The following is a 23,422-nucleotide window of genomic DNA, read 5'->3' as shown; positions in this document are numbered from 1 at the left end:
GGCGCGCGAGCGGGCGCGCACGGTCCTGGGGGCGTGACTACTTCGCGTCGGACTCGCCGTTGGTCTTCTTCGGCTCGGCGCCGTCGGCCTCGGGGGCTGCGTCAGCGGCGGCAGCCTCGTCCTTCTTGCCGAGGTCGATGCGCGAGTCGTCGGAAGCGCCGGCGGGCTCGTCGTTCTCGGTGAGGGAGGAAGCGTCGTCCGGCACGATCGCACCATCGGCGCCCAGGGCGTCGTGGTCATCGTTGTCATCACTCTCGGTGCCGTGGACGATGCGGTTGTACTCGTCGTCCGCGAGGACGGCGCCGATCGCGTTCTTCGCGTAGACGGCGTGGACGCCGGGGGCCACCTCCAGAAGGACCATCTCGTCGTGGACCTCCTTGACGGTGGCGTACATGCCCCCGATCGTGCGGACGCCGGAACCGGGCTGCATCTGGTCCCGCATCTGGCCTGCCGCCTGCTGCTTCTTCTTGGCGGAGCGGGTCATCAGGAACATGGCCCCGATGAGCACGATGAACGGGAGGAGGGTCACGATATTCACGGGACGGAAATTCCTTCGCACGACCGCGCACGTAAGCGGCCTGTTGGATGGGGGTGGGCACGCCGTCCACAAGGGCGGCATCGGCGGAGTCTAAGCGAGTCCACGCTCAAGGAACAACGCTCGACATGGCACCAGGGTTCCTGACCTCGCGATTACGCTGCGCTATCACGCCCCGAACAGGTCCTGTTGTCCGCTTGTGCCCCTTGTCTGCTGGGGCGGCGTGAGACCGAGGTGCGCCCACGCCGCGGGCGTGGCGACGCGGCCACGCGGGGTACGGGCCAGCAGGCCTTCCCGTACGAGGAAGGGCTCGGCGACCTCCTCGACCGTCTCGCGCTCCTCCCCCACGGCGACCGCGAGGGTCGAGAGGCCGACGGGGCCGCCGCCGAAGAGCTTGATCAGCGCCTCGAGGACGGCGCGGTCGAGCCGGTCGAGGCCACGCCCGTCCACCTCGTAGACACCGAGGGCCACCCCGGCGATGTCACGGGTGATGCGCCCGTCGGCCTTGACCTGCGCGTAGTCACGGACTCGGCGCAGCAGTCGGTTGGCGATACGGGGGGTGCCTCGGGAGCGGCCGGCGATCTCGGCGGCGCCCTGGGCGTCGATCTCCACGTCGAGGAGGTTCGCGGAGCGGTGTATGACGCGCTCCAGCTCGGCCGGCTCGTAGAACTCCATGTGCGCCGTGAAGCCGAAGCGGTCGCGCAGCGGCGGGGGCAGCAGGCCCGCACGGGTGGTGGCGCCGACGAGGGTGAACGGGGGCAGCTCCAGCGGAATGGCCGTGGCGCCGGGGCCCTTGCCGACGATGACGTCGACCCGGTAGTCCTCCATCGCCATGTAGAGCATTTCTTCGGCGGGGCGGGACATGCGGTGGATCTCGTCGAGGAAGAGGACCTCGCCCTCCTGGAGGGAGGAGAGGATCGCGGCCAGGTCGCCGGCGTGCTGGATGGCCGGGCCGCTGGTGATCCGGATGGGGGCACCCATCTCGGCCGCGATGATCATGGACAGCGTGGTCTTGCCGAGGCCCGGCGCCCCCGAGAGCAGGACGTGGTCGGCGGTGGCACCACGCGCGCGTGCCGCCCTGAGAACCAGGTCGAGCTGCTCGCGGACCTTCTCCTGACCGATGAACTCGCCCAGGTCCTTGGGGCGCAGGGCGGCCTCGACCGCCTGGTCCTCGCGGTCGGCGACAGAGCCCACGAGCCGCTCGGTGTCGGGCGTCGCGTCGGTCGTGTCGTCCCAGTTCATGAGGTGTGCCTCGCGGTGGTGGTGGTTCGGGCGGGGAGCGGGCGCGGCCCGGTCAGCGGGTGCGGTTCAGTGTCTGGAGCGCGGCCTTGAGCAGCTTGCCGACCTGTGGCGTGCCGCCCTCCTCCTCGGCCTGTGGAGCGACCGCCTCGATGGCCTCGTCGGCCTCACGGGTGGCGTAGCCGAGCCCGATGAGCGCGGCGTGCAGCTGGTCGCGCCAGCCGGAGGTCACGGGGGCGCCCACGCCCGTACCGGTGCCGAGAGGCGCGCCGAGCCGGTCCTTGAGTTCGAGGAGCAGCTTCTGGGCGCCCTTCTTGCCGATGCCGGGCACGGCGGTGAGCGACTTCTCGTCGCCGGAGGCCACCGCGCGGCGCAGGGCGTCGGGACTGTGCACGGCGAGCATGGCCTGCGCGAGCCGGGGTCCGACGCCGCTGGCGGTCTGGAGCAGCTCGAAGGTCTGCCGCTCGTCGTCGTCGGCGAAGCCGTAGAGCGTGAGCGAGTCCTCGCGTACGACGAGGGAGGTGGCGAGCTTGGCCTGCTGGCCGATGCGGAGCCCGGAGAGCGTGTTCGGGGTGCACTGGACGGCCATGCCGATGCCGCCGACCTCGACCACCGCGGTGTCAGGGGCGAGGGCGGCCACCGGGCCGCTGACGAAGGCGATCATGCGATACGGCCTTTCGATGCTGTGGCGGGTTTCGATGCGTGCAGGGCGACGGCCTGCTGGAGTCTGTTCTGCGCGGGGGCGCGCCAGATGTGACAGATGGCGAGGGCCAGGGCGTCGGCCGCGTCGGCGGGCCTGGGGGGTGCGTCCAGCCTCAGCAGGCGGGTCACCATGGCGCCCACCTGGGCCTTGTCGGCCCGTCCGCTGCCCGTCACGGCGGCCTTGACCTCACTGGGCGTGTGGAGGGCCACGGGGATGCCGCGGCGGCTAGCGCAGAGCATGGCGACGGCGCTCGCCTGGGCCGTCCCCATGACCGTCCGCACGTTGTGCTGGCTGAACACCCGCTCCACGGCGACGAATTCGGGCCGGTACTCGTCGAGCCACTGCTCGATGCCCTGCTCGATGGCGACGAGGCGGTGACCCAACTCCGCGTCGGCCGGGGTCCGTACGACGCCGACACCACGCATCGTCAGGGGCCGCCCCGCGACCCCCTCGACCACGCCGACACCGCACCGGGTCAACCCCGGGTCCACGCCGAGTACGCGCACCCCGCCCCTCCTTCGATAGCCAGTTTGTGCAGGCTATCGGGTACCGCTGACAATGCGACGGGCCGACGGGGTGTGTGTCCCGTCGGCCCGTGCGCTGCCTGCGTGTCAGGCGTCGACCTTCTCCATGACCTCGTCGCTCACGTCGAAGTTGGCGAAGACGTTCTGCACGTCGTCGCTGTCCTCGAGCGCGTCGATGAGCTTGAAGATCTTGCGGGCGCCCTCCTCGTCCAGCTCGACCTGCATGGTCGGGACGAAGTTGGCGTCGGCCGAGTCGTAGTCGATGCCGGCCTCCTGGAGCGCGGTGCGCACCGCGACCAGGTCGGTGGCCTCGCTGAGCACCTCGAAGGACTCACCGAGGTCGTTGACCTCTTCGGCGCCCGCGTCGAGCACGGCACCGAGGACGTCGTCCTCGGACAGCTCACCCTTGGGGACGATCACGACACCCTTGCGGTTGAACAGGTACGAGACGGAGCCGGGGTCGGCCATGTTGCCGCCGTTGCGGGTCATGGCGACACGCACGTCGGACGCGGCACGGTTGCGGTTGTCGGTGAGGCACTCGATGAGCACCGCGACGCCGTTGGGACCGTAGCCCTCGTACATGATCGTCTCGTAGTCGGCGCCACCGGCCTCGAGGCCGGCACCGCGCTTGACCGCGGAGTCGATGTTCTTGTTCGGGACCGAGCTCTTCTTGGCCTTCTGGATGGCGTCGAAGAGCGTCGGGTTGCCGGACACGTCGGCGCCGCCCGTGCGGGCAGCGACCTCGATGTTCTTGATCATCTTCGCGAAGAGCTTGCCGCGCTTGGCGTCGATCACGGCCTTCTTGTGCTTCGTCGTAGCCCATTTAGAGTGGCCGGACATCTGCCTGTCTCCTTCGCGTAACCAACCCAGTACGAACTCCCCCTGGCCTCAAGGGCCGGGGGACCCCCCGAGATCCTACAAGGACCCGGCCACCAGCTTCGCCCGCACCATGTCGACGAACAGGGCGTGCATCCTGTGGTCGCCGGTCAGCTCGGGGTGGAAGGACGTGGCGAGGGCGTTTTCCTGCCGTACAGCAACTATGTGCCCGTCGTACTCCGCGAGTACCTCGGCACAGGCGCCCACCGACTCCACCCAGGGGGCGCGGATGAAGACGCCCTCCACGGGGTCGCCCTCCACGCCGCGTACGTCGACCGCCGCCTCGAAGGACTCGTTCTGACGTCCGAAGGCGTTGCGCCGCACGATCATGTCGATCCCGCCGACCGTCTCCTGGCCCGAACGCGGGTCGAGGATCTTGTCGGCGAGAAGGATCATGCCCGCACAGGTGCCGTACACCGGCATGCCTTCCCGCACGCGCGCGCGAAGGGGCTCCATGAGCCCGAACAGGACGGCCAGCTTGGAGATGGTGGTCGACTCCCCGCCGGGCAGGACGATGCCGTCCACCTCGGCGAGTTCCTCGGGCCGCCGCACGGGCCTGGCCACGGCGTCCGCTGTGGCCAGGGCGACGAGGTGCTCCCGTACGTCGCCCTGGAGCGCAAGGACGCCCACTACGGGAGAGGTCATCACCAGCCCCGGTTCGCGTAGCGCTCGGTCTCGGGGAGGGTGTCGCAGTTGATGCCGACCATGGCCTCGCCCAGGTTGCGGGAGGCGTCCGCGATGATCTTGGGGTCGTCGTAGAAGGTGGTGGCCTTCACGATGGCGGCGGCGCGCTTGGCCGGGTCGCCGGACTTGAAGATGCCTGAGCCGACGAAGACGCCCTCGGCACCGAGCTGACGCATCAGGGCGGCGTCGGCGGGCGTGGCGACACCACCGGCGGAGAACAGCACCACCGGCAGCTTGCCGAGCTCGGAGACCTCCTTGACGAGCTCGTAGGGGGCGCGCAGCTCCTTGGCGGCGGCGTAGAGCTCGTTGTTGTCGAAGCCGCGCAGCTTGGCGATCTCGTTCTTGATCTGGCGCAGGTGGCGGACGGCCTCGACGACGTTGCCCGTGCCGGCCTCGCCCTTCGAGCGGATCATGGCCGCACCCTCGGCGATGCGGCGCAGGGCCTCGCCCAGGTTGGTGGCGCCGCACACGAAGGGGGTCGTGAACGCGAACTTGTCGCTGTGGTTGACCTCGTCGGCCGGGGTCAGCACCTCGGACTCGTCGATGTAGTCGACGCCGAGCGACTGCAGGACCTGGGCCTCGACGAAGTGACCGATGCGGGACTTGGCCATGACCGGGATGGAGACGGCCTCGATGATCTCTTCGATCATGTTCGGGTCGGACATCCGGGCCACTCCGCCGTCCTTGCGGATGTCGGCCGGCACCCGCTCGAGCGCCATGACGGCCACCGCGCCGGCGTCCTCGGCGATCTTCGCCTGCTCGGCGTTGACGACGTCCATGATCACGCCGCCCTTGAGCTGCTCGGCCATGCCGCGCTTCACGCGCGCGGTGCCGGTGGTTTCGACGGACTGGGGGGTGCTGGACACGGGTGACCTCGCTCGATGGGAAAAGGGGGGTTGCTACTCCACAGAGGAAACGCCCCGCGACCAGTCCACATCAAGGGCCAATGTCCGACCGGTGGCTCATTCTTCGCGATTACGCCTGATCACTACATACGTGCCGCGCCGATCCGCCGGCGCTCACGTGGTGGGCCTGTCGGCGAGCGCGACGGGCGGCTCGTCGTCCATCTCGAAGGCCAAGGGGAACGGCGCGTGGCCCGCGAGCCGGAACCAGCGCACCGTGCGGTGCCGGCGCAGGGCACGTGCGGCCCGTACGGCGTCATTGTGGAAGCGCCGGGCCATCGGCACCCTGCGGACGGCCTGAGCGAGTTCCTCGGCCGCGTCGGGGCCGCCCGGGGCGGCGTGCACCGCCTCCATCTGCCCGGCCTCGCCGAACACGGCCCGCAGCGCCTGGCTCAGCTCGCTCTCGGCGACCTCACGGTGGTCCTCCTCGGCCTGCCGCGCCGCGTGCGCGGCCTCGTACAGGACGATCGAGGCGGCGGGGTCGAGCACTCCGGAGGTGGCCAGCTCCTGTGCCACCGAGGCGCGGCGCAGCAGTTGGGCGTCGAGGGCGGCGCGGGCCGCGTCGATCCGGGCGTGCAGCCGGTCGAGACGGCCCGCCGTCCAGCTCAGGTAGAGGCCGACCGCGATGAGGAAGACCGCGATCCAGATCAAAGTGGAGGTCACGGGCGCAAAGGCTACAGCCGTGCGCCGCACCGGCGATCAGCCGCGTGCGGGACGGGAGGGACGTACCGGTTCGTGCGTGCGGCGCACCGGTACGCCCCGTCAGTCGCGGGCGAGCCCGAACCGGGCCCGAAGTCCGGTGCGTTCGTCGGTGGCCACGGCCGCTGCGCCCGTGGTCACCGTCTCGTACACGGACAGGATGTCCGCTCCCACGGTCGACCAGTCGAAGCGCCGCACATGCTTGCTGCCGCGCTCCCGCAGCTCCTCGCGCCGGTCGGCGTCGCCCAGGAGCCGGACGGCGGAGTCCGCCAGAGCGTCCGCGTCCTCGTTGGCGAACAGCTCCCCCGCGCCGCCCTGGTCGAGGACCTGGGCGAACGCGTCGAGGTCCGAGGCCAGGACGGGCGCGCCCGCCGACATGGCCTCGACCAGGATGATGCCGAAGCTCTCGCCGCCGGTGTTGGGGGCCACGTACACGTCGACACTGCGCAGCAGCCGCGCCTTGTCCTCGTCGCTGACCATGCCGAGGAACACGACCTGTTCGCGCATCTCGACCGGCAGGCTCGCGACGGCCTCCTCCTCGTCACCGCGTCCGGCCACGAGCAGCCGGGTCCCGGGCCGCTCGCCAAGGATCCTCGGCAGGGCCTTCATCAGTACGGGAAGACCCTTGCGGGGCTCGTCGATGCGCCCGATGAAGCCGATGGTGCCGCCCTGCCATTCGGCCTTGGGCTCGGCGCGGGCGAAGAAGTCCACGTCGACACCGTTCGGGATGACGACGGCGTCCCCGCCGAGGTGCTCCACGAGCGTGCGGCGCGCGTACTCGCTGACCGCGATCCGCGCGCTGATCTTCTCCAGGGCGGGCTGGAGGATCGGATACGCGGCGATCATGGCGCGGGACCGCGGGTTCGACGTGTGGAACGTGGCGACGATCGGGCCCTGCGCGGCCCAGCAGGAGAGCAGCCCCAGCGAGGGCGAGGCCGGCTCATGGATGTGGATCACGTCGAACGTGCCGTCGTGCAGCCAGCGGCGCACGCGCGCGGCGCTCAGGAAGCCGAAGTTGAGCCGGGCGACCGAGCCGTTGTACGGCACGGGCACGGCCCGGCCGGCCGAGACGACGTACGGCGGCAGCGGGGTCTCGTCGTCGGCCGGGGCGAGGACGGACACCTCGTGCCCCAGGGCGATGAGGTGCTCCGCGAGGTCGCGGATGTGGAACTGGACGCCGCCGGGCACGTCCCAGGAGTACGGGCAGACGATGCCGATCTTCACGGTCGGCGCTCCTCGAGGTCAGCGAGCCACAGGCGCTGCAGCATGTGCCAGTCCTCCGGGTGGTCGGCGATCCCTGTGGCGAAGGCGTCGGCCAGCGCCTGCGTCATGACAGACGTCTTTTCGGCGCGGGTACCTGTCTCGGGCACCTCGATCGGGGCGTGGACGCGTCCGTGCATGACGGGCGACTCGTCGTACCAGAGGGTGACCGGGAGAAGCAGGGCGCCGGTCTGCTGGGCGAGTATCGCGGGGCCCGCGGGCATGCGCGCGGTGTCGCCGAAGAACTTCACCTCGACGCCGGACTCGGACAGGTCGCGGTCGGCGACCAGGCAGACCAGGCCGCCGGCGCGCAGCCGGCGCGCGAGCGTGCCGAAGGCGGATCCGCCCTCGTGCGGCAGGACCTCCATGCCCAGGCTCTCGCGGTAGGCCACGAAGCGGTCGTAGAGGGTCTCGGGCTTGAGGCGTTCGGCGACCGTCGTGAACGGGGTCTCCAGCGCGGTGGTGACCCAGGCGCCCGCGAGGTCCCAGTTGCCCAGGTGGGGCAGGGCGAGGATGACGCCCCTGTCGGAGGCGAGGCCGTCGGTGAGGTGGTGGACGTCGTCGATGTCGAAGCCGTTCCTGACCCGGTCCGCGCTCCAGGACGGCAGCCGGAACGACTCCATCCAGTACCGCAGGTACGAGCGCATGCCCGCCCTGGAGAGCTGCATGAGGCGCTCCGGGGAGGCGTCGGGCACCACGCGCGCGAGGTTGGACTCCAGGCGCAGGACGCTCTTGCCTCGCCGCCTCCACGCGAGGTCGGCGATGGTGCGGCCCAGGCCGGCGGCGACGGGCTCGGGGAGCTTCTTGACCGTGCTCCAGCCCGCTCCGTAGAGGGCGTCGACGAGTCGTTCGCGCGCGGTGCTCACGATGCGGTCCCGCTCTCCTGGGACGCCTCGGCGGCGGTCTCCGCGTCGGCCTCGGCCGACTCCCTGCGGACGGTCACCATCCGCTGGATCAGCGTCACGAGGCTGCCCGCGGCGACGGCCCACAGCGCGATCGGCAGCAGGACCTGGATGCCGGGCACACCGAACGTGTGCAGCCCCGCGAGGCCGGCGGCGACGAGGGTGATCACGAGCCGCTCGGCGCGCTCCACCAGGCCGTTGACCGCCACGGGCAGACCGATGGCCTCACCGCGGGCCTTCGTGTACGACACGACCTGGCCGCTGGCGAGGCAGAAGATGGAGACGGCGCACAGCATGTTGTCGTCGCCGGATCCCGCGTACCAGAGGGCGAGGCCGCCGAAGATCGCGCCGTCGGCGACGCGGTCGAGCGTGGAGTCGAGGAAAGCGCCCCAGCGGCTGGTGCGGCCGAGCTGGCGCGCCATGTTGCCGTCCACGAGGTCCGAGAACACGAACAGCGTGATGACGATCGTGCCCCAGAAGAACTCCCCGCGGGGGAAGAAGACCAGCGCGCCCGCCACGACCCCGGCCGTACCGAGGAGCGTGACCGCGTCGGGGCTGACCCCGCGACGGATGAGAAACGCGGCGAACGGTGTGAGGACACGCGTGAAGAATGCACGCGCGTACTTGTTCAGCATGGCCTTCCCGAGGGTCGGATGGCCGCGCGGCCCTTCTGGCCACCGGCTGGCCCATCGTAGTCACGCGCGCGCGTGGACGGCCTACGGGCACCCGCGTGCCCCCGGGGATCACGCACGACGTATGGACGCACCGTGAAGCGAGTGGAAAGCTCGAAGACACCGCGGGCGTCGTCGGAGCCGCCATCGCGGGTCCCTCGTGTCCGCGCCCAATGGGACCCCCTCTTCAGCAGGGGTGCCACCTCACCGTGCAAGTAACCGGGAGGCAAGGCATGGGCGACAAGGCGAACACACACACCGGAGCCGCCGGCAGGGCTACGGCGGCCGACCACCCCGCATCCGTGAGGAATGTGGTGCTGGTCGGCCACAGCGGATCGGGCAAGACGACGTTGGTGGAGGCCCTCGCGCTGACCGCGGGGGCGGTGAACAGGGCGGGCCGGGTGGAGGACGGGACCGCCGTTTCCGACTACGACGAGATCGAGCACCGGCAGCAGCGCTCGGTGCAGCTCTCCCTGGTACCCCTCGAATGGGACGGGTACAAGATCAATCTTCTGGACACCCCGGGATACGCGGATTTCGTCGGGGAGCTGAGGGCCGGTCTGCGGGCGGCGGACGCGGCCCTCTTCGTCGTCTCGGCGTCCGACGGGCCCGAGACCATGGCGGGCGCCACGCGCATGGTCTGGGACGAGTGCGCGGCGGTCGGCATGCCGCGCGCCATCGTGGTGACGCATCTGGAGGCGGCGCGTTCCGACTTCGAACAGATGACGCGGACCTGCGAGACGTTCTTCGGCGGCGACGACCCGGACGCCGTCATCCCGCTCTACCTGCCCCTGCACGGGGAGCCGGGGCCCGACGGCCACGCGCCGGTCACCGGCCTGGTCGGCCTCCTGTCGCAGCGCGTGTTCGACTACGCGTCGGGCGAGCGCAAGGAGTCCGAACCGGCTCCCGATCAGCTCCCGCTCATCGAGGAGGCACGCAACCGCCTGATCGAGGGGATCATCGCCGAGAGCGAGGACGAGACCCTCATGGACCGCTATCTGAGCGGCGAGGAGATCGACATCAAGACGCTGGTCGGGGACCTGGAGCGGGCCGTCGCACGCGGTGTCTTCCACCCGGTGCTCGCCGCGGCCCCCGCTGCTCCGGGCGCCCGGCAGGGCATCGGCACGGTCGAGCTGCTCGACCTCATCACGGGCGGTTTTCCCACTCCCCTGGAGCGCGCGGCCCCCGTGGTCACCACCCCGTCGGGCGACGCGCGCACGGTGGACGTCTGCGATCCGGACGGCCCCCTGGTCGCCGAGGTCGTGAAGACCGCGTCCGATCCGTACGTGGGCCGGATCTCGCTGGTGCGGGTCTTCTCCGGAACCCTGCGCCCCGACGACACGGTGCATGTGTCGGGGCACGGCCTCGCCGACCGCGGGCACGAGGACCACGACGTCGACGAGCGCATCGGCGCCCTCACGTCACCCTTCGGGAAACAGCAGCGCGTACTCTCCCACTGCATCGCCGGTGACATGGCGTGCGTGGCCAAGCTCGGCCGGGCGGAGACCGGCGACACTCTCTCCGCCAAGGACGACCCGCTCCTCATGGAGCCGTGGGACATGCCGGACCCACTGCTGCCGCTGGCGATCCAGGCACACAGCAAGCCGGACGAGGACAAGCTCTCGCAGGGCCTGTCCCGACTGGTCGCCGAGGACCCGACGATGCGGCTCGAACAGAACCAGGCCACCCACCAGGTCGTCCTGTGGTGCCTCGGTGAGGCGCACGCCGACGTCGCCCTGGAGCGGCTGCGCAACCGGTACGGCGTCCAGGTCGACGTCGTCCCGCACAAGGTCTCGCTGCGGGAGACGTTCGCCGGCAGGTCGACGGGGCGCGGACGCCACGTGAAGCAGTCCGGCGGGCACGGACAGTTCGCGATCTGCGAGATCGAGGTGGAGCCGCTGCCGAACGGCTCCGGCATCGAGTTCGTGGACAAGGTCGTCGGCGGCGCGGTGCCTCGGCAGTTCATCCCGTCCGTGGAGAAGGGGATACGGGCACAGGCCGCGAAGGGCGTGGCCGCGGGCTATCCCCTCATCGACGTGCGGATCACGCTGCTCGACGGCAAGGCGCACTCGGTGGACTCCTCCGACGCAGCGTTCCAGACGGCGGGCGCGCTGGCTCTGCGGGAGGCGGCGGCGGACGCGAAGATCCACCTCCTGGAGCCGGTGGCCGAGGTGCAGGTGCTCGTCGCGGACGACTATGTGGGCTCGGTGATGAGCGACCTGTCGGGGCGGCGCGGCCGCGTGGTCGGCACGGAACAGGCGCCGGGGTCTCGCACGCTCGTACGGGCCGAGATCCCGGAGATCGAGATCGGCCGGTACGCGGTGGACCTGCGGTCGCTGTCGCACGGCACGGGGCGGTTCAGCCGGGCGTACGCGCGGCACGAGCCGATGCCTTCGCAGCTGGGCGACAGGATGCGCGAACAGGCGCAGGACGTCTCGTAGTTGACCCTTCCCCGGCCGATCGACAGCCGGGCCGCCCGCCCGATCCCCTTCCGGGCGGGCGGCTTCGGCCGTCCCCTGACGGATGTCGGTGCGCCCGGATACGCTGAAGACCTGATCAAGCCGATGACCTGATCAACAGGTGTGCGGGGCAAGGAAGTCGGGAAAGCCGCAGGAGCGAAGGCGCGCGGCGATGGGGGCGGCAGTGGCGGACGACGTATTCGACTTCAGGCCCGGGGCGCAGGTGCCGTTGCACGGCTCCGCGGGCCAGACCGCGGCCACGTACGCCCTCGCTTCGGCGGCGTACCGGGACGCGAAGGTGGACGATCTGCTCGCCGCCAACAGCGAGTGGCACAAGTCCGATGTGAAGAAGGGCCTTTGGTCGCTGGCCGCGCCGAATCTGGGCGAGGCGTTCTCGCGGGCCGTCCAGGGCCGGCTGCTCGGCGGCGCCCGCAAGCCGCTCATCCAGTCCTTCGGCACCGAGCCGCAGGTCGTCGTCGAGCACTGTCTCGCGGCGAACCGGATCCGCAAGCAGCGGGACAGCTGGCTGACGGCCGTGATGGCGCTGTGCGGCCTGCTCTTCCTGCCCGGCCTGATCGTGTGGCTGCTCGTCTTCCAGATCCGCCGCATGATCGCCGGCCACGAGAACAAGCGCATGGCCGCGCTGTTCACGACACTGATGGTGGCGGTCGCGGCCGTCGGCGTGATCTTCATGGTCCGGCTGCCGTTCACGGGCTTCTGGGCCTGGTATCTGCGGGCGGCGATCGTGGCGCCCGTGGTCGGATGGCTGTGGGCCCGGCAGATCTGCGAGCGCACGGCGCAGGACATGCGGGAGCGCTGGGACAGCCTGCTCGCGGGCGGCGGTATCGGCGCCAAGATCCCGGAGGCCGTGCCCGGCAGCCCCGGCGAGACGGCCGCCGAGCGACTGCGCCAGAGCCTCGCCAAGCTGACCGCCGAGCAGCAGTCGAACGCCGTGTTCTACGCGGGCCCCAAGGGCATCCTCGGCATGGGCACCCGCTGGGGCAGCTGGCAGCTCGCCGAGGAGCTGATTCCCCGCGACGAGGGCGCGGAGATCCACCCCTTCCGCAGCTGGGACGTCATACGGGCGATCCACGACAAGCTGCGGCTCCTGGAGCGCGGCCCGCTGCACACGGGCGGATTCCCGACGCCGTCGATCAAGCACTGGATCGTCTCGCCGATCGGGGAGAACGCGAACAAGGTGGCCCGGCCCAGCGGCACCGACGTCGAAGCCTTCCAGATCAAGAACCACGAGATACAGCGGATCTGCAACGAGCAGCAGTTCGGCAGCGGCGACCGTCACTACCTGGGCGTGCAGTTCACGCTCTGGGACGGCCAGTTGGTCATCACGATGCTGATCACGGTGACGGTGCTGCACGAGACGCTGCGCATCGAGATCACGGGCCATGCGCTCGGCCCGGTGCACTCCCTGTTCACGACGAAGCCCGAGCCGAAGGTGAAGGAAGTCGCCAAGGCCATCAAGTTCTGGGAGACGGTGGAGAAGAAGCTCCCCCTCATCGAGCCCGACGAGGTGGTCCGCCTCGCGGTGCGCGCGCCCTTCACCTGGTACCCGCCGCTCCTGGACTTCATCGGCGGCAAGCTGGTCCTGCCCGAGCCCTTCGGACTGCGGCACGCCTGGGCGGACAAGCCGTGGCGGCACCGCTTCATGGCGGACGACGCGCTGCGCACGGCCACCCCGGTCCTGCGCGTGGTGCACGCGGCGGCGATCAAGGTGCTCGAGGAGAACGGCGTGGACACGGAGAAGTTCGGTACGCGCTCGTCGTTCCTCAGCAACCTGGTCCAGGCCCCGACGCCCATGAACGCCGACGTGTACGACGCGTAGCCGGGCGCGGCCGGCCCCGGGCGTCCAGGCCCGGGGCCGGCCGGTCACGATCGTCTCAGTCGGCGTCCGGCCAGGCCTTGGCCAGCGCGGTCCTGGTGTCGCCGAGCAGCTGCGGCAGCACCTTGGTGTGCCCCACCACGGGCATGAAGTTGGTGTCGCCGCCCCAGCGCGGAACGATGTGCTGGTGCAGGTGCGCGGCGATACCGGCCCCCGCCACCGCGCCCTGGTTCATGCCGATGTTGAAGCCGTGCGCCCCGGAAGCGGTGCGCAGCGCGGCCATCGCGCGCTTGGTGAAGAGGGCCAGCTCGGCGGTCTCGCCGTCGTCCAGATCCGTGTAGTCGGCGACGTGCCGGTACGGCAGCACCATCAGGTGGCCGCCGTTGTACGGATAGAGGTTGAGGATCGCGTAGACGCTCGCGCCGCGCGCCACGATCAGCGCTTCCTCGTCGGTCATGCCGGGTGCGGCACAGAACGGACAGCCGTCGTCGGCTCCCGGTCCGGTCGGCTTGTTCTCCCCCTGGATGTAGGCCATCCGGTGCGGCGTCCAAAGGCGCCCGAACCCGTCCGGCTCACCCACCGGCCCCGTGTGCTGCTCCGGCTCACTCGTCATGAGGTGCAGCATATGGCTTCGCCCGTTCGGAGCGTGTCGGCGGGGCAGGTCCCGGTCCCCGCCCGCGATCCTTGATCGATGGACGAGAGACGGCGCACGCCGTGGGAGCACCGGATGGAGACCCCACTGACGCTGGCGTCCCTGCTGTTCCTCGCGTCGTACGCGGTCAGAGTCCTGGGGCACGGGCTTCCGGACGCGGTGCGCGACGCGTGTCTGGCGGTGACCTCCGCCGCCTGGGCCGTCTTCGCGCTGGACTTCGCCGTCCGGTGGCGCCACAGCGGCAAAGGGCTCTCGTTCGTGCGCCACCACTGGCTGGACGCGGTGGTCACGGTACTGCCGCTGCTGCGCCCGCTGCAGGTCGTGCGGACCTACGACGCCGTGCGGCGGCGGCACGCACAACCGCGGCTCAGCCTGCACGCGCGCGTGGCGACCTACGCCGGGATGTCCGCCACGCTGCTCGGATTCGCGGCGGCACTGGCCGTGTACCAGGTCGAGCGCGGGCAGCCGCACGCCACGATCCGTACGTTCGGGGACTCCGTGTGGTGGGCCTGCTCGACACTGGCGACCGTCGGATACGGGGACGTGGTGCCGGTGACCCCGCTCGGGCGTCTGGTGGCGGTGGCTCTGATGGGGTGCGGTGTGGCGCTGCTCGGAGCGATCACGGGTGCGTTCTCGTCCTGGATGTTCCAGGTGTTCAGGCGCGACGACGAGAGGCCCCCGGGGGACTTCCCGGGGGCCTCTTGATGTCGTACGCCGCTGCCGTCAGCGGCGGGCGTCAGACCTGCACGCGCTCCTCGACGACCTTGACGATCTTCTCGATCGCCTCGTCGACCGGGATGCCGTTCTCCTGCGAGCCGTCGCGGTAGCGGAAGGAGACGGCGCCGGCCGCCATGTCCTCGTCGCCAGCGATGATCATGAACGGCACCTTCTGCTTCTGCGCGTTCCTGATCTTCTTCTGCATCCGGTCCGACGAAGAGTCCACGTCGACGCGCAGCCCCTTGCGCTTCGCCTTGGCCGCGAACTCCTCGAGGTACGGGATGTGCGCGTCGCCGATCGGGATGCCGACCGCCTGCACCGGCGCGAGCCAGGCCGGGAAGGCGCCCGCGTAGTGCTCGAGGAGCACCGCGAAGAACCGCTCGATGGAGCCGAACAGCGCACGATGGATCATGACCGGACGCTGCTTGGTGCCGTCGGGGCCGGTGTACTCCAGGTCGAAGCGCTCCGGCAGGTTGAAGTCGAGCTGCACGGTCGACATCTGCCAGGTGCGGCCGATGGCGTCCTTCGCCTGGACGGAGATCTTCGGGCCGTAGAACGCGGCGCCGCCCGGGTCCGGGACCAGCGGGAGGCCCTGCTTCTCGGCGACCTGGCGCAGCGTCTCGGTGGCCTCTTCCCAGATCTCGTCGGAGCCGACGAACTTCTCCGGGTCCTTGGTGGACAGCTCCAGGTAGAAGTCGGTGAGGCCGTAGTCGCGCAGCAGACCGAGGACGAAGGTGAGCGTCTTGTCGAGCTCCTCCGCCATCTGCTCCTTGGTGCAGTAGATGTGCGCGTCGTCCTGCGTGAAGCCGCGGGCGCGGGTGAGGCCGTGCACGACGCCCGACTTCTCGTACCGGTACACGGTGCCGAACTCGAAGAGGCGAAGCGGCAGTTCACGGTACGAACGGCCGCGCGCGTCGAAGATCAGGTTGTGCATCGGGCAGTTCATGGGCTTGAGGTAGTAGTCCACGCCCTCGTCGAGCTGCATGGGCGGGTACATGCCGTCGGCGTACCAGTCCAGGTGGCCCGAGGTCTCGAAGAGCTTCCCCTTGGTGGCGTGGGGGGTGTAGACGAACTCGTAGCCCTCCTCCTCGTGCCGGCGGCGCGAGTAGTCCTCCATGACCCGGCGGACGATGCCGCCCTTGGGGTGGAAGACGGCCAGACCGGAACCGATCTGGTCGGGGATGGAGAACAGGTCCAGCTCGTTGCCCAGCTTGCGGTGGTCGCGCTTCTCGGCCTCGGCGAGGAACTCCAGGTGCGCCTTCAGCTCGTCCTTCGACGGCCAGGCGGTGCCGTAGATGCGCTGGAGCATCGGGTTCTTCTCGCTGCCGCGCCAGTACGCCGCCGCGTTCCGCATCAGCTTGAACGCGGGGATGTTGCGGGTGGTGGGCAGGTGGGGACCGCGGCAGAGGTCCTTCCAGCACAGGTCGCCGGTCTTGGCGTCGAGGTTGTCGTAGATGGTCAGCTCGCCGCCGCCCACCTCGACGTTCGCACCGTCGTCGGTGGACGCGGAGCCCTTGATGCCGATGAGCTCCAGCTTGTACGGCTCGTCGGCCAGCTCCTCGCGGGCGTCCTCGTCGGTGACGACACGGCGCGAGAAACGCTGCCCGCGCTTCTGGATCTCCTGCATCTTCTTCTCGATGGCCTTGAGATCCTCGGGCGTGAAGGGCTTCTCCACGTCGAAGTCGTAGTAGAAGCCGTCCTTGACCGGCGGGCCGATGCCCAGCTTGGCGTCGGGGAACAGCTCCTGCACGGCCTGGGCCATCACGTGGGCGGTGGAGTGGCGCAGGATGTTGAGGCCGTCCTCGGAGGAGATCTCGACGGGCTCGACCTCCTCCCCGTCCTGCACGGCGTACGCGAGGTCCTTCAGCTCGCCGGCCACACGGGCGGCGACGATGGTGCGCTCGCCGGCGAAGAGCTCGGCGGCCGTAGTGCCCGTCGTCACCACGCGCTCTTCCCGCTCGGAATCGCGTTGGATGATCACACGGACGTCTGACACCGGACTCTCCTGCCTGAAGGGGGCACGCGATGATCTGGCCACGCGCGCAATACACAGAGGATCGTACCGAGCCCTGGGCCCGACTCGCGAAACGGTATCGACGCGGCCCGCGCCGCGTTCCCCGTGCACACGCCGGGAGCCCCCCGCTCACGAGCCCGTGAGCTCAGTCGTCCCCGCTGCACGCCTCCTCGAAGAAGTCCAGATTCTCCTGGAGCGACTTCATCAGCCGGTCCCGCTCGGCCTCCTCGACCTGAACGGGCACCACCTCGCTCGCCCCGGTCAGCCGCCGGAAGCCGCCCCGACTCTCCAGCCGCCCGTGCACCCTGATCGGCAGCCCCACGAGATGCGCGTGGCCCGCCGTCCGATACGCCTCCTCGTCCAGCGTCATCCGGACGTGTGGCACATCGGCGCCCCCCATGACATGCAGCCGCACCGTTCCCTCTCCGCGCGGTCCCGATCTGCGCATGCGCACGACGGTCCCGGTGATCCGTACGGCGATGGACGGCTCGGACTGCAGATAGCGGGCGCTCGCCTCCCGCAGCACCACCAGGTCGCCGGGCGAGAACTCGACGGGCGCGTCCCCGGCCGTGCACTCGTCGGGCACCCCGGCCGCCGGTGACCACTCGACGCCGACCCGGGCCCCCTCCGTACCGCGGACGAGGGCGACGAGCGCTTCGACGAGTTCGTGGCTCACCCCCGCCTCGACCGCACCGTCGAAGGCGTCCATGCCGCCGGTGGCCCGCCGGTAGTCGATGGCCTCGCGGGCCGCGTACAGCGCCTGGTGGAGACGGACCGCGAGCGCGCGGCCCGCGGCGACGGGCACGAACGCGGTGAGCCTGCGGCCGCCGGGGGCGTCACCGACGAGGACGGTCTCCAGCGACGCGGCGGCGGGCCTGCGGTGACGGGCGCCGTAGTAGCCGGCCCTGCTCCGGGCGGCGAGTGCGGCGGCCAGGAGCATCCGGCGGGCGGCGGCACGCAGGTGCTCCTCCACCGGCCAGGCGGCGCTGCCCGCGGGCCCGGCCGGCACATCACGCCACCAGCGGATCTCGTCGCTCGGCACGGCGAGGGAGACGAGGACCTCCCGCGCGGAGGGCGCCCCGCTGCGCTCCAGGGCCTCGAGCGCCTCGCCGAGCAGGTCGTCGCTGTCGGGAAAGGCACGGGTCTCCGGCACGAGCAGGCTGGTGCGCCCGGAGCCGCCGGGCAGCGTCCAGCGCACATAGCGCCCGGTGGCGCCGCCGCGGCGTTCCCAGCCGTGCCGGTCGAGCAGTGCGTTGAGCACGACCGGATCGACCTGCTCAGGTCCGGGGCCTTCGAGGTCGACGGGGTGGGATCGGGCGGTGTTCAGGGCGCGAAGGCGCTCGTCGGTCGGGCGGTGCTGCATCAGGGGTCTCCCTCCCTGTCCGTCAGGGCCTCGCGCGTCGCCCCTCAGGGCCTCCCGCGTCCTTCAGGGCCTTCCACCCGTCCCGATCCGCGTCATGATCTCGCAGAGGGCGCGGTCGTCGAAGATCCGCGAGGTCGGGATACGCACGGTGGTGCGGCGCCTACCTGTCACGGGGTGGCCGGCCAGGTTGATCCAGTAGCAGCAGTGCCGCAGGTCGAGCCGGTCGTGACCGGCCCGCAGCCAGTCGTCCTGTGAGCGCGGCACGATCATCACGACCAGGATCTTGTGCACCGACACCGGTGTGCGGGCGAGCTTCTCCAGATGTGCGTTGTCGAGCGTGAAGGAGAAGGACGGCCCCGGCGGCTTCGGCGGGAGCTGGTACGTGCACTTGAGCTGCACCTTGATGGTGACCTCGTCGTCGACCGTGTGCCCGGGGGCGCTGTGGCTGACGTGCCAGTCGATTCCGTTGTCGGGGAACGGCTGAGAGAGCGAACAGCCCGCGGCTGCCGCTACGGCGTGCAGATAGCCCACCTGGAGTGTCTCCATGCAGGCGGTGGTGGCGAGTGTGCCGCGCGGCGGTGCGATCCGCTCGGGCAGCAGCCCACCCTGTTCGGGCTGCGCGAGCGCCATGTCCAACTGACCTTCCGAGACAGGCGAATCCCCTGGGCGGGCCGCTGAACTGCCGTGACCCGTATCTGTGTTGTCTCCGGTCGGCGTACGACGCAAACAGCCCGGGTATCACCGAAACGGGCAGCAGCGAGGGGCCATCTGCCAGGTGTGAACGAGGAGTTGCATTGACATGACGTGCTGGTACGAGGGTCCTCTGGCCGCCTTCGACACCGAGACCACCGGCGTGGACGTGGAGAGCGATCGCATCGTGTCGGCCGCGATCGTGGTGCAGGACGCGGCGGGGAGCCGGCCGCGCGTCTCACGCTGGCTCGTGAATCCGGGTGTGCCGGTGCCGGCCGGGGCGACGGAGGTGCACGGCCTGACGGACGAGCACCTCCAGCGCAACGGCCGCTGGCCGGCTCCCGTGATGGAGGAGATAGCCCGGCTGCTGGGCGAGCAGGCCGCGGCGGGCCGCCCACTCGTGGTGATGAACGCGCCGTTCGATCTGACGCTCCTGGACCGGGAGTTGCGGCGACATCGCGCCTCCGCGCTCGGGCACTACATGGAGAGCTCGTCGCTGTGCGTCCTCGATCCGCGCGTCCTCGACAAACACCTCGACCGCTACCGCAAGGGCCGCCGCACCCTGACAGACCTGTGCGCGCACTACGAGGTGGAGCTGGAGGGCGCGCACGACGCGGCCGCGGACGCGCAGGCGTCCCTGGATGTCGTACGGGCCGTGGGGCGCCGCTTCGCGTCCCGTCTGGAGCGCCTGTCCCCCGCCGAGCTGCACACCCTTCAGGCGGTGTGGCACGCCGCGCAGGCGCGTGGGCTGCAGGCGTGGTTCGCGCGCAGCGGCAATCCGGAGACGGTGGATCCGGCGTGGCCCATGCGCACGGAACTGCGGGAGGCCGCCTGACAGTTGCCCGTTCGGACTCGGGCCCCGGGCACAGAAAAGCCGGTCCGTCTGCTGACGGACCGGCCTTCTTCCGGGTGGGCGATACTGGGTTCGAACCAGTGACCTCTTCGGTGTGAACGAAGCGCTCTCCCACTGAGCTAATCGCCCGGGAACGGGTTGAACCATACAGGGCCCGGCGGGTTTCCAACAAACCGGTTCGGTCAGCGCCGCCGCAGATGCGCGACGAGCCCGCGCCGCCCACCCCGCATCATCAGCGCATGGTTGACGAGGAACACCGGCCTGCCGACGCGGGCGAACCGCCGCAACAGGGGTTTGCGCACCTCCACCTCCTGCTCGTACAGCGCGCGCGTCCCGTCCCCATACACGCCCACGGTCCACCGCACCCAGCCCTCCAGGTCGCCGGACATGGCGATCTCCAGGACCCCGGCCTCGGTGTCGCGGCGCAGGGCGGTGGCCGTCACGAACAGGTCGTACGGGAGGAGCGAGCGGAAACGTGCGGTGCCGCGGCGCTCGTCAAGGGGGGTCGCCTCGCGTACCTGGGGCCACCACAGGGGGTAGTCCTCGGCGCGCTCGAGGGCCGCGAACACGTCGGCGGGCCCCGCGGGCATGTCCCAGACACTGCGGAAGCGGTAGTGGTTCCAGTCCATGGTGCGAGTCTCCCCCGTTACCCGGTGACCCATCTGATCGCGAATTGACCTGATGTCGACGGCTATTGATTCGCCGTCAGAACTTCCGGTTTTCCGGTGAAGTCCGGGAAATCTGAAACGCGGTCAGGTTCACCGCCCGTCGAATTTCCGAAGAGGCCCGCGGATTTTATATCCCAGGCATCCGTACGGATTATGGGATTCCTTTTCCGGTCGCCGGACACCAGGAACGCGCCGCAGCCAGAAAGCGCTTGCTGATCACGGTGGCCGGACACGGAAACGCCGAGTGCCCCGGAGGCTTGAAGCCTCCGGGGCACTCGGTCCGGGGTGGGCGATACTGGGTTCGAACCAGTGACCTCTTCGGTGTGAACGAAGCGCTCTCCCACTGAGCTAATCGCCCGGGCGCAGAGAGAACATTACCGCATGTCAGCAGGTGCTCCGACCAGCCCTGACGCCCCCGGCGCGACCCTCGCGGGCCACCCGGCTCACTCCTTGATCTTCCACGGCATCTCGAAGCCGAACTTCCACACGTAGATCGCCACGAGCACCGCGATGATCACCACGCCGACCGACGTCAGGATGATGTTCCGCCGGCGCACCGCGGGGTCGAGCGCGCGCTGCGTGGCTTCGGTGACCTTGCGTTTCGTCCAGCGGAGCACCAGCTGCGCCCAGACGAACTCGGTCGCCCAGATCGCCATGCCACCGAAGATCACCAGCCAGCCCGGGCCCGGCAGCGGCAGCATGATCACGCCCGCCACCACCACGGCGAGCCCGACCACGAAGACGCCGACCTGCCAGCTCAGATGCAGGGCCCTGCGGGCCTTGATGAACTCCGGCGCCCGCGAGCCGAGCTCCGGCTCGGCCTTCGCCCCGTCCCCCGTCGTCGCGGCCACGGATGCGGACTCGGCCGCCTCGTCACTCCCCGTATTCATACAACCAAACCTACCCGACGGAATCTCGTCACCGGAATGGACGCTCCGGACAGAGAAACACTCCGCCGTCCGAGCTACCTAAAGGCACTCAAAACACTCAGAGGGGTTTACAACGGCACCGTAGGTGGCATGTCGATTTCGCCGACGTGCGAATCCCCGAGCGCACACTGAGCGAAAGGCCCTGGCGCTTATGAACACCACGGTCAGCTGCGAGCTGCACCTGCGCCTCGTTGTGTCGAGCGAGTCCTCACTGCCTGTACCCGCAGGACTGCGGTATGACACGGCCGATCCCTACGCCGTGCACGCCACCTTCCACACCGGAGCAGAAGAGACGGTCGAGTGGGTGTTCGCCCGCGATCTGCTCGCCGAGGGCCTGCACCGGCCCACCGGCACCGGCGACGTCCGAGTCTGGCCATCCCGTAGTCACGGCCAAGGCGTCGTCTGCATCGCACTGAGCTCTCCGGAGGGCGAGGCTCTGCTCGAAGCCCCTGCGCGGGCGCTGGAGTCGTTCCTGAAGAGGACCGACGCGGCCGTGCCACCCGGCACGGAACACCGCCACTTCGATCTCGACACCGAGCTCTCACACATCCTGGCCGAAAGCTAAGGCCTGGAGCCGACGCCGGCGCATCGCCGGAGTCACGCACCGCGAGAGCCGCTCGATGCCGTCCACTCGGGGAGACGGACCGAGCCATAACAACTGCATACGGCATACACCGGCGCCGCCGCCGTGGGACCCCACGGCGGTGGCGTCGGCGCGTCCATGGGCCGACGGCCAGGCGCCACACGGCCGGGCGGCCCTATAACATCGGCCAGCATCGGCGGGCACAGGCCCGACCCCCAGGCCAGGGAGCAAATCGTGCTGATCACCCACGACACCCGGTGCGCCCTCGACACCGTGGTCGATCTGGTGAACACCGCACCGGACGACGAGCAGGCCGTCGACGGGCTGGCCGATGTGGCAGCCCTGGGCGAATTCGTGCGAAGGAACGACATCAGCGACGTCGGGGTGCTCACGGAACGTGACCTCGACGGTGTACAGAGCGTGAGGGGACGGTTCGCCGCCGTGTTCGCGGCCCCCGATCCGCACGCCGCCGCCTCGCTCATCAACGAGCTGGTCGCCGCCGCGGGCACCACGCCGCGCCTGACGGACCACGACGGCTACGACTGGCACGTGCACTACTTCGCGCCCGGCGCGTCCGTGGCCGACCACCTGGCGGCCGACTGCGGGATGGCGCTCGCCTTCTTCGTGGTCGCCGGGGAGCAGGAGCGGCTGCGACGGTGCGAGGCCCCGGACTGCCGGCGGGCCTTCGTGGACCTCTCCCGTAACCGGTCCCGCAGGTACTGCGACAGCCGCACCTGTGGAAACCGCTTGCACGTGGCGGCGTACCGGGCGCGCCGCAAGGAGGCGGCGGGCTGACCCGCCCGGCGCCTCACAGCAGGAACAGATCGTGCAGCGACGCCAGGAGCAGCAGGCAGCCGATCACCGCCAGAAAGATCATCAAGGGCGGCTGCGACAGTGCGAAGAGGCAGCCTCGGCGTTCGTCGGCCGTGAGGGCGTCGTCTCGCTCGTCGGCCTGCGGGGCGGAACCGCCCTGTGTTGTGTCCAGCATCTCGCGGCGATGATGACGCAGCCGACACGCCGCAGTCGATCAACACGCTCAAAAGAAGCGGGAGTTCGCCGGATCCCGTGACATGGGTGGTGCGAGGTGGACCGAGAGGGTCCGGCGGCGGCCGCTTTCCGACCGGGGTCGACCGATCGCCCGGGAGTCTCCTCGGGTCAGATCCCGTGCTTCTTCAGAATCGCCTCGATGTCGCTGAAGTCCTCGGAAGCGGGCTTCGCGGCGGGGCGGGCCGCCGCGGGCCCGGTGGTCTGCCCCAGCGAGGGGGCGGAGGCTGCGGGTGCCACGGCCTGGGTCTCGGCGGCCGCCTTCGCCGCGTTGCGCTCCTTACGGGTGCCACCTCTGCGGCGCTCCACCGCGCGGGTCACCATGAACAGGAGCCAGGCGCCACCGAGCACCACGAATCCGGCCCACGCCGTCGGGCTGAACGCGGTGTTCGCCAGCCAGCCGACCGCGCCGGTCATCACCAGACCGATCGGCACCAGTGAATACGCCGCTATGCGCGCCGCCGCGAGGAAACGCTTCCGGTACGCGGTGACCGCGGCGATGCCCAGCCCGGCCACGGAAACGGCGGAACAGACGGTCTCGGCAATCATCCGGTCCTCCTGGCACGGGCAGCGGGCGACGGAGCATTCCGTCCTCTCCATCGTGCACCGCCCCGGGGC

General features: G+C 70.2%; 25 protein-coding genes and 2 tRNA genes. 6 read left to right on the top strand and 21 right to left on the bottom strand.

Annotated elements, in window-relative coordinates; all coding sequences use genetic code 11:
• Positions 1-37: 37 nt before the first annotated feature.
• The 11 genes from yajC to pgsA form a co-directional block, all read right to left on the bottom strand.
• The gene (gene yajC / locus ACFC96_RS24455) at positions 38-538 is read right to left on the bottom strand and encodes a preprotein translocase subunit YajC (protein WP_376257416.1); all 501 of its coding nucleotides are present in this window, start codon (positions 536-538) and stop codon (positions 38-40) included.
• A gap of 165 nt (positions 539-703) precedes the next feature.
• Complete coding sequence (gene ruvB, locus ACFC96_RS24450) at positions 704-1,777, bottom strand: Holliday junction branch migration DNA helicase RuvB (protein ID WP_376257414.1); 1,074 nt, start codon at positions 1,775-1,777, stop codon at positions 704-706.
• 52 nt (positions 1,778-1,829) lie between these two features.
• The gene (ruvA, locus tag ACFC96_RS24445; protein ID WP_376614087.1) at positions 1,830-2,438 is read right to left on the bottom strand and encodes a Holliday junction branch migration protein RuvA; all 609 of its coding nucleotides are present in this window, start codon (positions 2,436-2,438) and stop codon (positions 1,830-1,832) included.
• On the bottom strand, positions 2,435-2,983 hold the full coding sequence (gene ruvC, locus ACFC96_RS24440; RefSeq protein WP_376614085.1) for a crossover junction endodeoxyribonuclease RuvC: 549 nt from the start codon (positions 2,981-2,983) through the stop codon (positions 2,435-2,437). Before ruvC ends, ruvA begins: the two co-directional genes overlap by 4 nt.
• Before the next feature lie 105 nt (positions 2,984-3,088).
• A complete protein-coding gene (locus ACFC96_RS24435; protein WP_116503363.1) occupies positions 3,089-3,841 on the bottom strand; it encodes a YebC/PmpR family DNA-binding transcriptional regulator in 753 nt (250 codons plus the stop codon).
• Positions 3,842-3,916: 75 nt separating this feature from the next.
• Positions 3,917-4,522, bottom strand: coding sequence for a pyridoxal 5'-phosphate synthase glutaminase subunit PdxT (gene pdxT / locus ACFC96_RS24430; protein WP_376614084.1), 606 nt, complete (start codon positions 4,520-4,522; stop codon positions 3,917-3,919).
• Complete coding sequence (gene pdxS, locus ACFC96_RS24425; protein ID WP_116503359.1) at positions 4,522-5,427, bottom strand: pyridoxal 5'-phosphate synthase lyase subunit PdxS; 906 nt, start codon at positions 5,425-5,427, stop codon at positions 4,522-4,524. The genes pdxT and pdxS overlap by 1 nt, the downstream gene beginning before the upstream one ends.
• A gap of 153 nt (positions 5,428-5,580) precedes the next feature.
• Positions 5,581-6,126 (bottom strand): hypothetical protein, encoded by a 546-nt coding sequence (locus ACFC96_RS24420; RefSeq protein WP_376257408.1) that lies wholly within the window; start codon positions 6,124-6,126, stop codon positions 5,581-5,583.
• Positions 6,127-6,225: 99 nt separating this feature from the next.
• Entirely contained in the window at positions 6,226-7,386 is a 1,161-nt protein-coding gene (locus tag ACFC96_RS24415; RefSeq protein ID WP_376257406.1) for a glycosyltransferase family 4 protein, read from the bottom strand.
• Positions 7,383-8,288 (bottom strand): phosphatidylinositol mannoside acyltransferase, encoded by a 906-nt coding sequence (locus ACFC96_RS24410; protein WP_376614082.1) that lies wholly within the window; start codon positions 8,286-8,288, stop codon positions 7,383-7,385. The genes ACFC96_RS24415 and ACFC96_RS24410 overlap by 4 nt, the downstream gene beginning before the upstream one ends.
• Positions 8,285-8,959 (bottom strand): phosphatidylinositol phosphate synthase, encoded by a 675-nt coding sequence (gene pgsA, locus ACFC96_RS24405; RefSeq protein WP_376257402.1) that lies wholly within the window; start codon positions 8,957-8,959, stop codon positions 8,285-8,287. Before pgsA ends, ACFC96_RS24410 begins: the two co-directional genes overlap by 4 nt.
• Before the next feature lie 269 nt (positions 8,960-9,228).
• Here pgsA and ACFC96_RS24400 point away from each other — a divergent pair, with 269 nt between their 5' ends.
• Together ACFC96_RS24400 and ACFC96_RS24395 are read left to right on the top strand one after the other, a co-directional pair.
• On the top strand, positions 9,229-11,436 hold the full coding sequence (locus ACFC96_RS24400) for an elongation factor G-like protein EF-G2 (RefSeq protein WP_376614080.1): 2,208 nt from the start codon (positions 9,229-9,231) through the stop codon (positions 11,434-11,436).
• A 190-nt stretch (positions 11,437-11,626) separates the two neighbouring features.
• Positions 11,627-13,294, top strand: a complete 1,668-nt coding sequence (locus ACFC96_RS24395) for a hypothetical protein (RefSeq protein WP_376257398.1) — start codon at positions 11,627-11,629, stop codon at positions 13,292-13,294.
• A 55-nt stretch (positions 13,295-13,349) separates the two neighbouring features.
• Here the strand turns inward: ACFC96_RS24395 and ACFC96_RS24390 are convergent, their stop codons facing one another.
• Entirely contained in the window at positions 13,350-13,916 is a 567-nt protein-coding gene (locus ACFC96_RS24390; RefSeq protein WP_116503347.1) for an HIT domain-containing protein, read from the bottom strand.
• Positions 13,917-13,982: 66 nt separating this feature from the next.
• Between ACFC96_RS24390 and ACFC96_RS24385 the strand changes: the two genes are divergently transcribed.
• Positions 13,983-14,648 (top strand): ion channel, encoded by a 666-nt coding sequence (locus tag ACFC96_RS24385; RefSeq protein WP_340459687.1) that lies wholly within the window; start codon positions 13,983-13,985, stop codon positions 14,646-14,648.
• A 31-nt stretch (positions 14,649-14,679) separates the two neighbouring features.
• On the opposite strand, the gene thrS is transcribed toward ACFC96_RS24385, so the two are convergent.
• The 3 genes from thrS to ACFC96_RS24370 all read right to left on the bottom strand — a co-directional run bounded on the left by thrS (position 14,680) and on the right by ACFC96_RS24370 (position 18,667).
• Complete coding sequence (gene thrS / locus ACFC96_RS24380) at positions 14,680-16,656, bottom strand: threonine--tRNA ligase (RefSeq protein ID WP_376257395.1); 1,977 nt, start codon at positions 16,654-16,656, stop codon at positions 14,680-14,682.
• A 163-nt stretch (positions 16,657-16,819) separates the two neighbouring features.
• Positions 16,820-18,037, bottom strand: a complete 1,218-nt coding sequence (locus ACFC96_RS24375) for a hypothetical protein (protein WP_376257393.1) — start codon at positions 18,035-18,037, stop codon at positions 16,820-16,822.
• Positions 18,038-18,100: 63 nt separating this feature from the next.
• Positions 18,101-18,667: a DUF4365 domain-containing protein gene (locus tag ACFC96_RS24370; protein WP_376257391.1), complete on the bottom strand. Its 567-nt coding sequence runs from the start codon at positions 18,665-18,667 to the stop codon at positions 18,101-18,103.
• 169 nt (positions 18,668-18,836) lie between these two features.
• Between ACFC96_RS24370 and ACFC96_RS24365 the strand changes: the two genes are divergently transcribed.
• Complete coding sequence (locus ACFC96_RS24365) at positions 18,837-19,562, top strand: 3'-5' exonuclease (protein ID WP_376614078.1); 726 nt, start codon at positions 18,837-18,839, stop codon at positions 19,560-19,562.
• A 75-nt stretch (positions 19,563-19,637) separates the two neighbouring features.
• Here the strand turns inward: ACFC96_RS24365 and ACFC96_RS24360 are convergent.
• The 4 genes from ACFC96_RS24360 to ACFC96_RS24345 all read right to left on the bottom strand — a co-directional run bounded on the left by ACFC96_RS24360 (position 19,638) and on the right by ACFC96_RS24345 (position 21,138).
• Positions 19,638-19,709, bottom strand: a tRNA-Val gene (locus ACFC96_RS24360).
• A 53-nt stretch (positions 19,710-19,762) separates the two neighbouring features.
• Entirely contained in the window at positions 19,763-20,209 is a 447-nt protein-coding gene (locus ACFC96_RS24355; protein WP_376257387.1) for an SRPBCC family protein, read from the bottom strand.
• Positions 20,210-20,534: 325 nt separating this feature from the next.
• Positions 20,535-20,606: transfer RNA gene (locus tag ACFC96_RS24350), tRNA-Val, on the bottom strand.
• Positions 20,607-20,691: 85 nt separating this feature from the next.
• Complete coding sequence (locus ACFC96_RS24345; RefSeq protein WP_376257385.1) at positions 20,692-21,138, bottom strand: TIGR02611 family protein; 447 nt, start codon at positions 21,136-21,138, stop codon at positions 20,692-20,694.
• Positions 21,139-21,328: 190 nt separating this feature from the next.
• Between ACFC96_RS24345 and ACFC96_RS24340 the strand changes: the two genes are divergently transcribed.
• Together ACFC96_RS24340 and ACFC96_RS24335 are read left to right on the top strand one after the other, a co-directional pair.
• Positions 21,329-21,742 carry an SsgA family sporulation/cell division regulator gene (locus ACFC96_RS24340; RefSeq protein WP_003959770.1) on the top strand — a complete coding sequence of 138 codons (414 nt, stop codon included), beginning with the start codon at positions 21,329-21,331 and terminating at the stop codon, positions 21,740-21,742.
• Between the two features lie 252 nt (positions 21,743-21,994).
• Positions 21,995-22,555 carry a CGNR zinc finger domain-containing protein gene (locus tag ACFC96_RS24335; protein WP_116503331.1) on the top strand — a complete coding sequence of 187 codons (561 nt, stop codon included), beginning with the start codon at positions 21,995-21,997 and terminating at the stop codon, positions 22,553-22,555.
• A gap of 13 nt (positions 22,556-22,568) precedes the next feature.
• Here ACFC96_RS24335 and ACFC96_RS24330 read toward each other — a convergent pair whose 3' ends face one another.
• On the bottom strand, positions 22,569-22,748 hold the full coding sequence (locus ACFC96_RS24330) for a hypothetical protein (protein WP_376257383.1): 180 nt from the start codon (positions 22,746-22,748) through the stop codon (positions 22,569-22,571).
• Positions 22,749-22,915: 167 nt separating this feature from the next.
• Positions 22,916-23,353 carry a hypothetical protein gene (locus tag ACFC96_RS24325; RefSeq protein ID WP_376614076.1) on the bottom strand — a complete coding sequence of 146 codons (438 nt, stop codon included), beginning with the start codon at positions 23,351-23,353 and terminating at the stop codon, positions 22,916-22,918.
• Between the last annotated feature and the right edge of the window lie 69 nt (positions 23,354-23,422).

The organism is Streptomyces sp. NPDC055955 (assembly GCF_042270245.1).
GTDB lineage: Bacteria > Actinomycetota > Actinomycetes > Streptomycetales > Streptomycetaceae > Streptomyces.
This window is presented reverse-complemented; position numbering and strand designations above follow the sequence as displayed.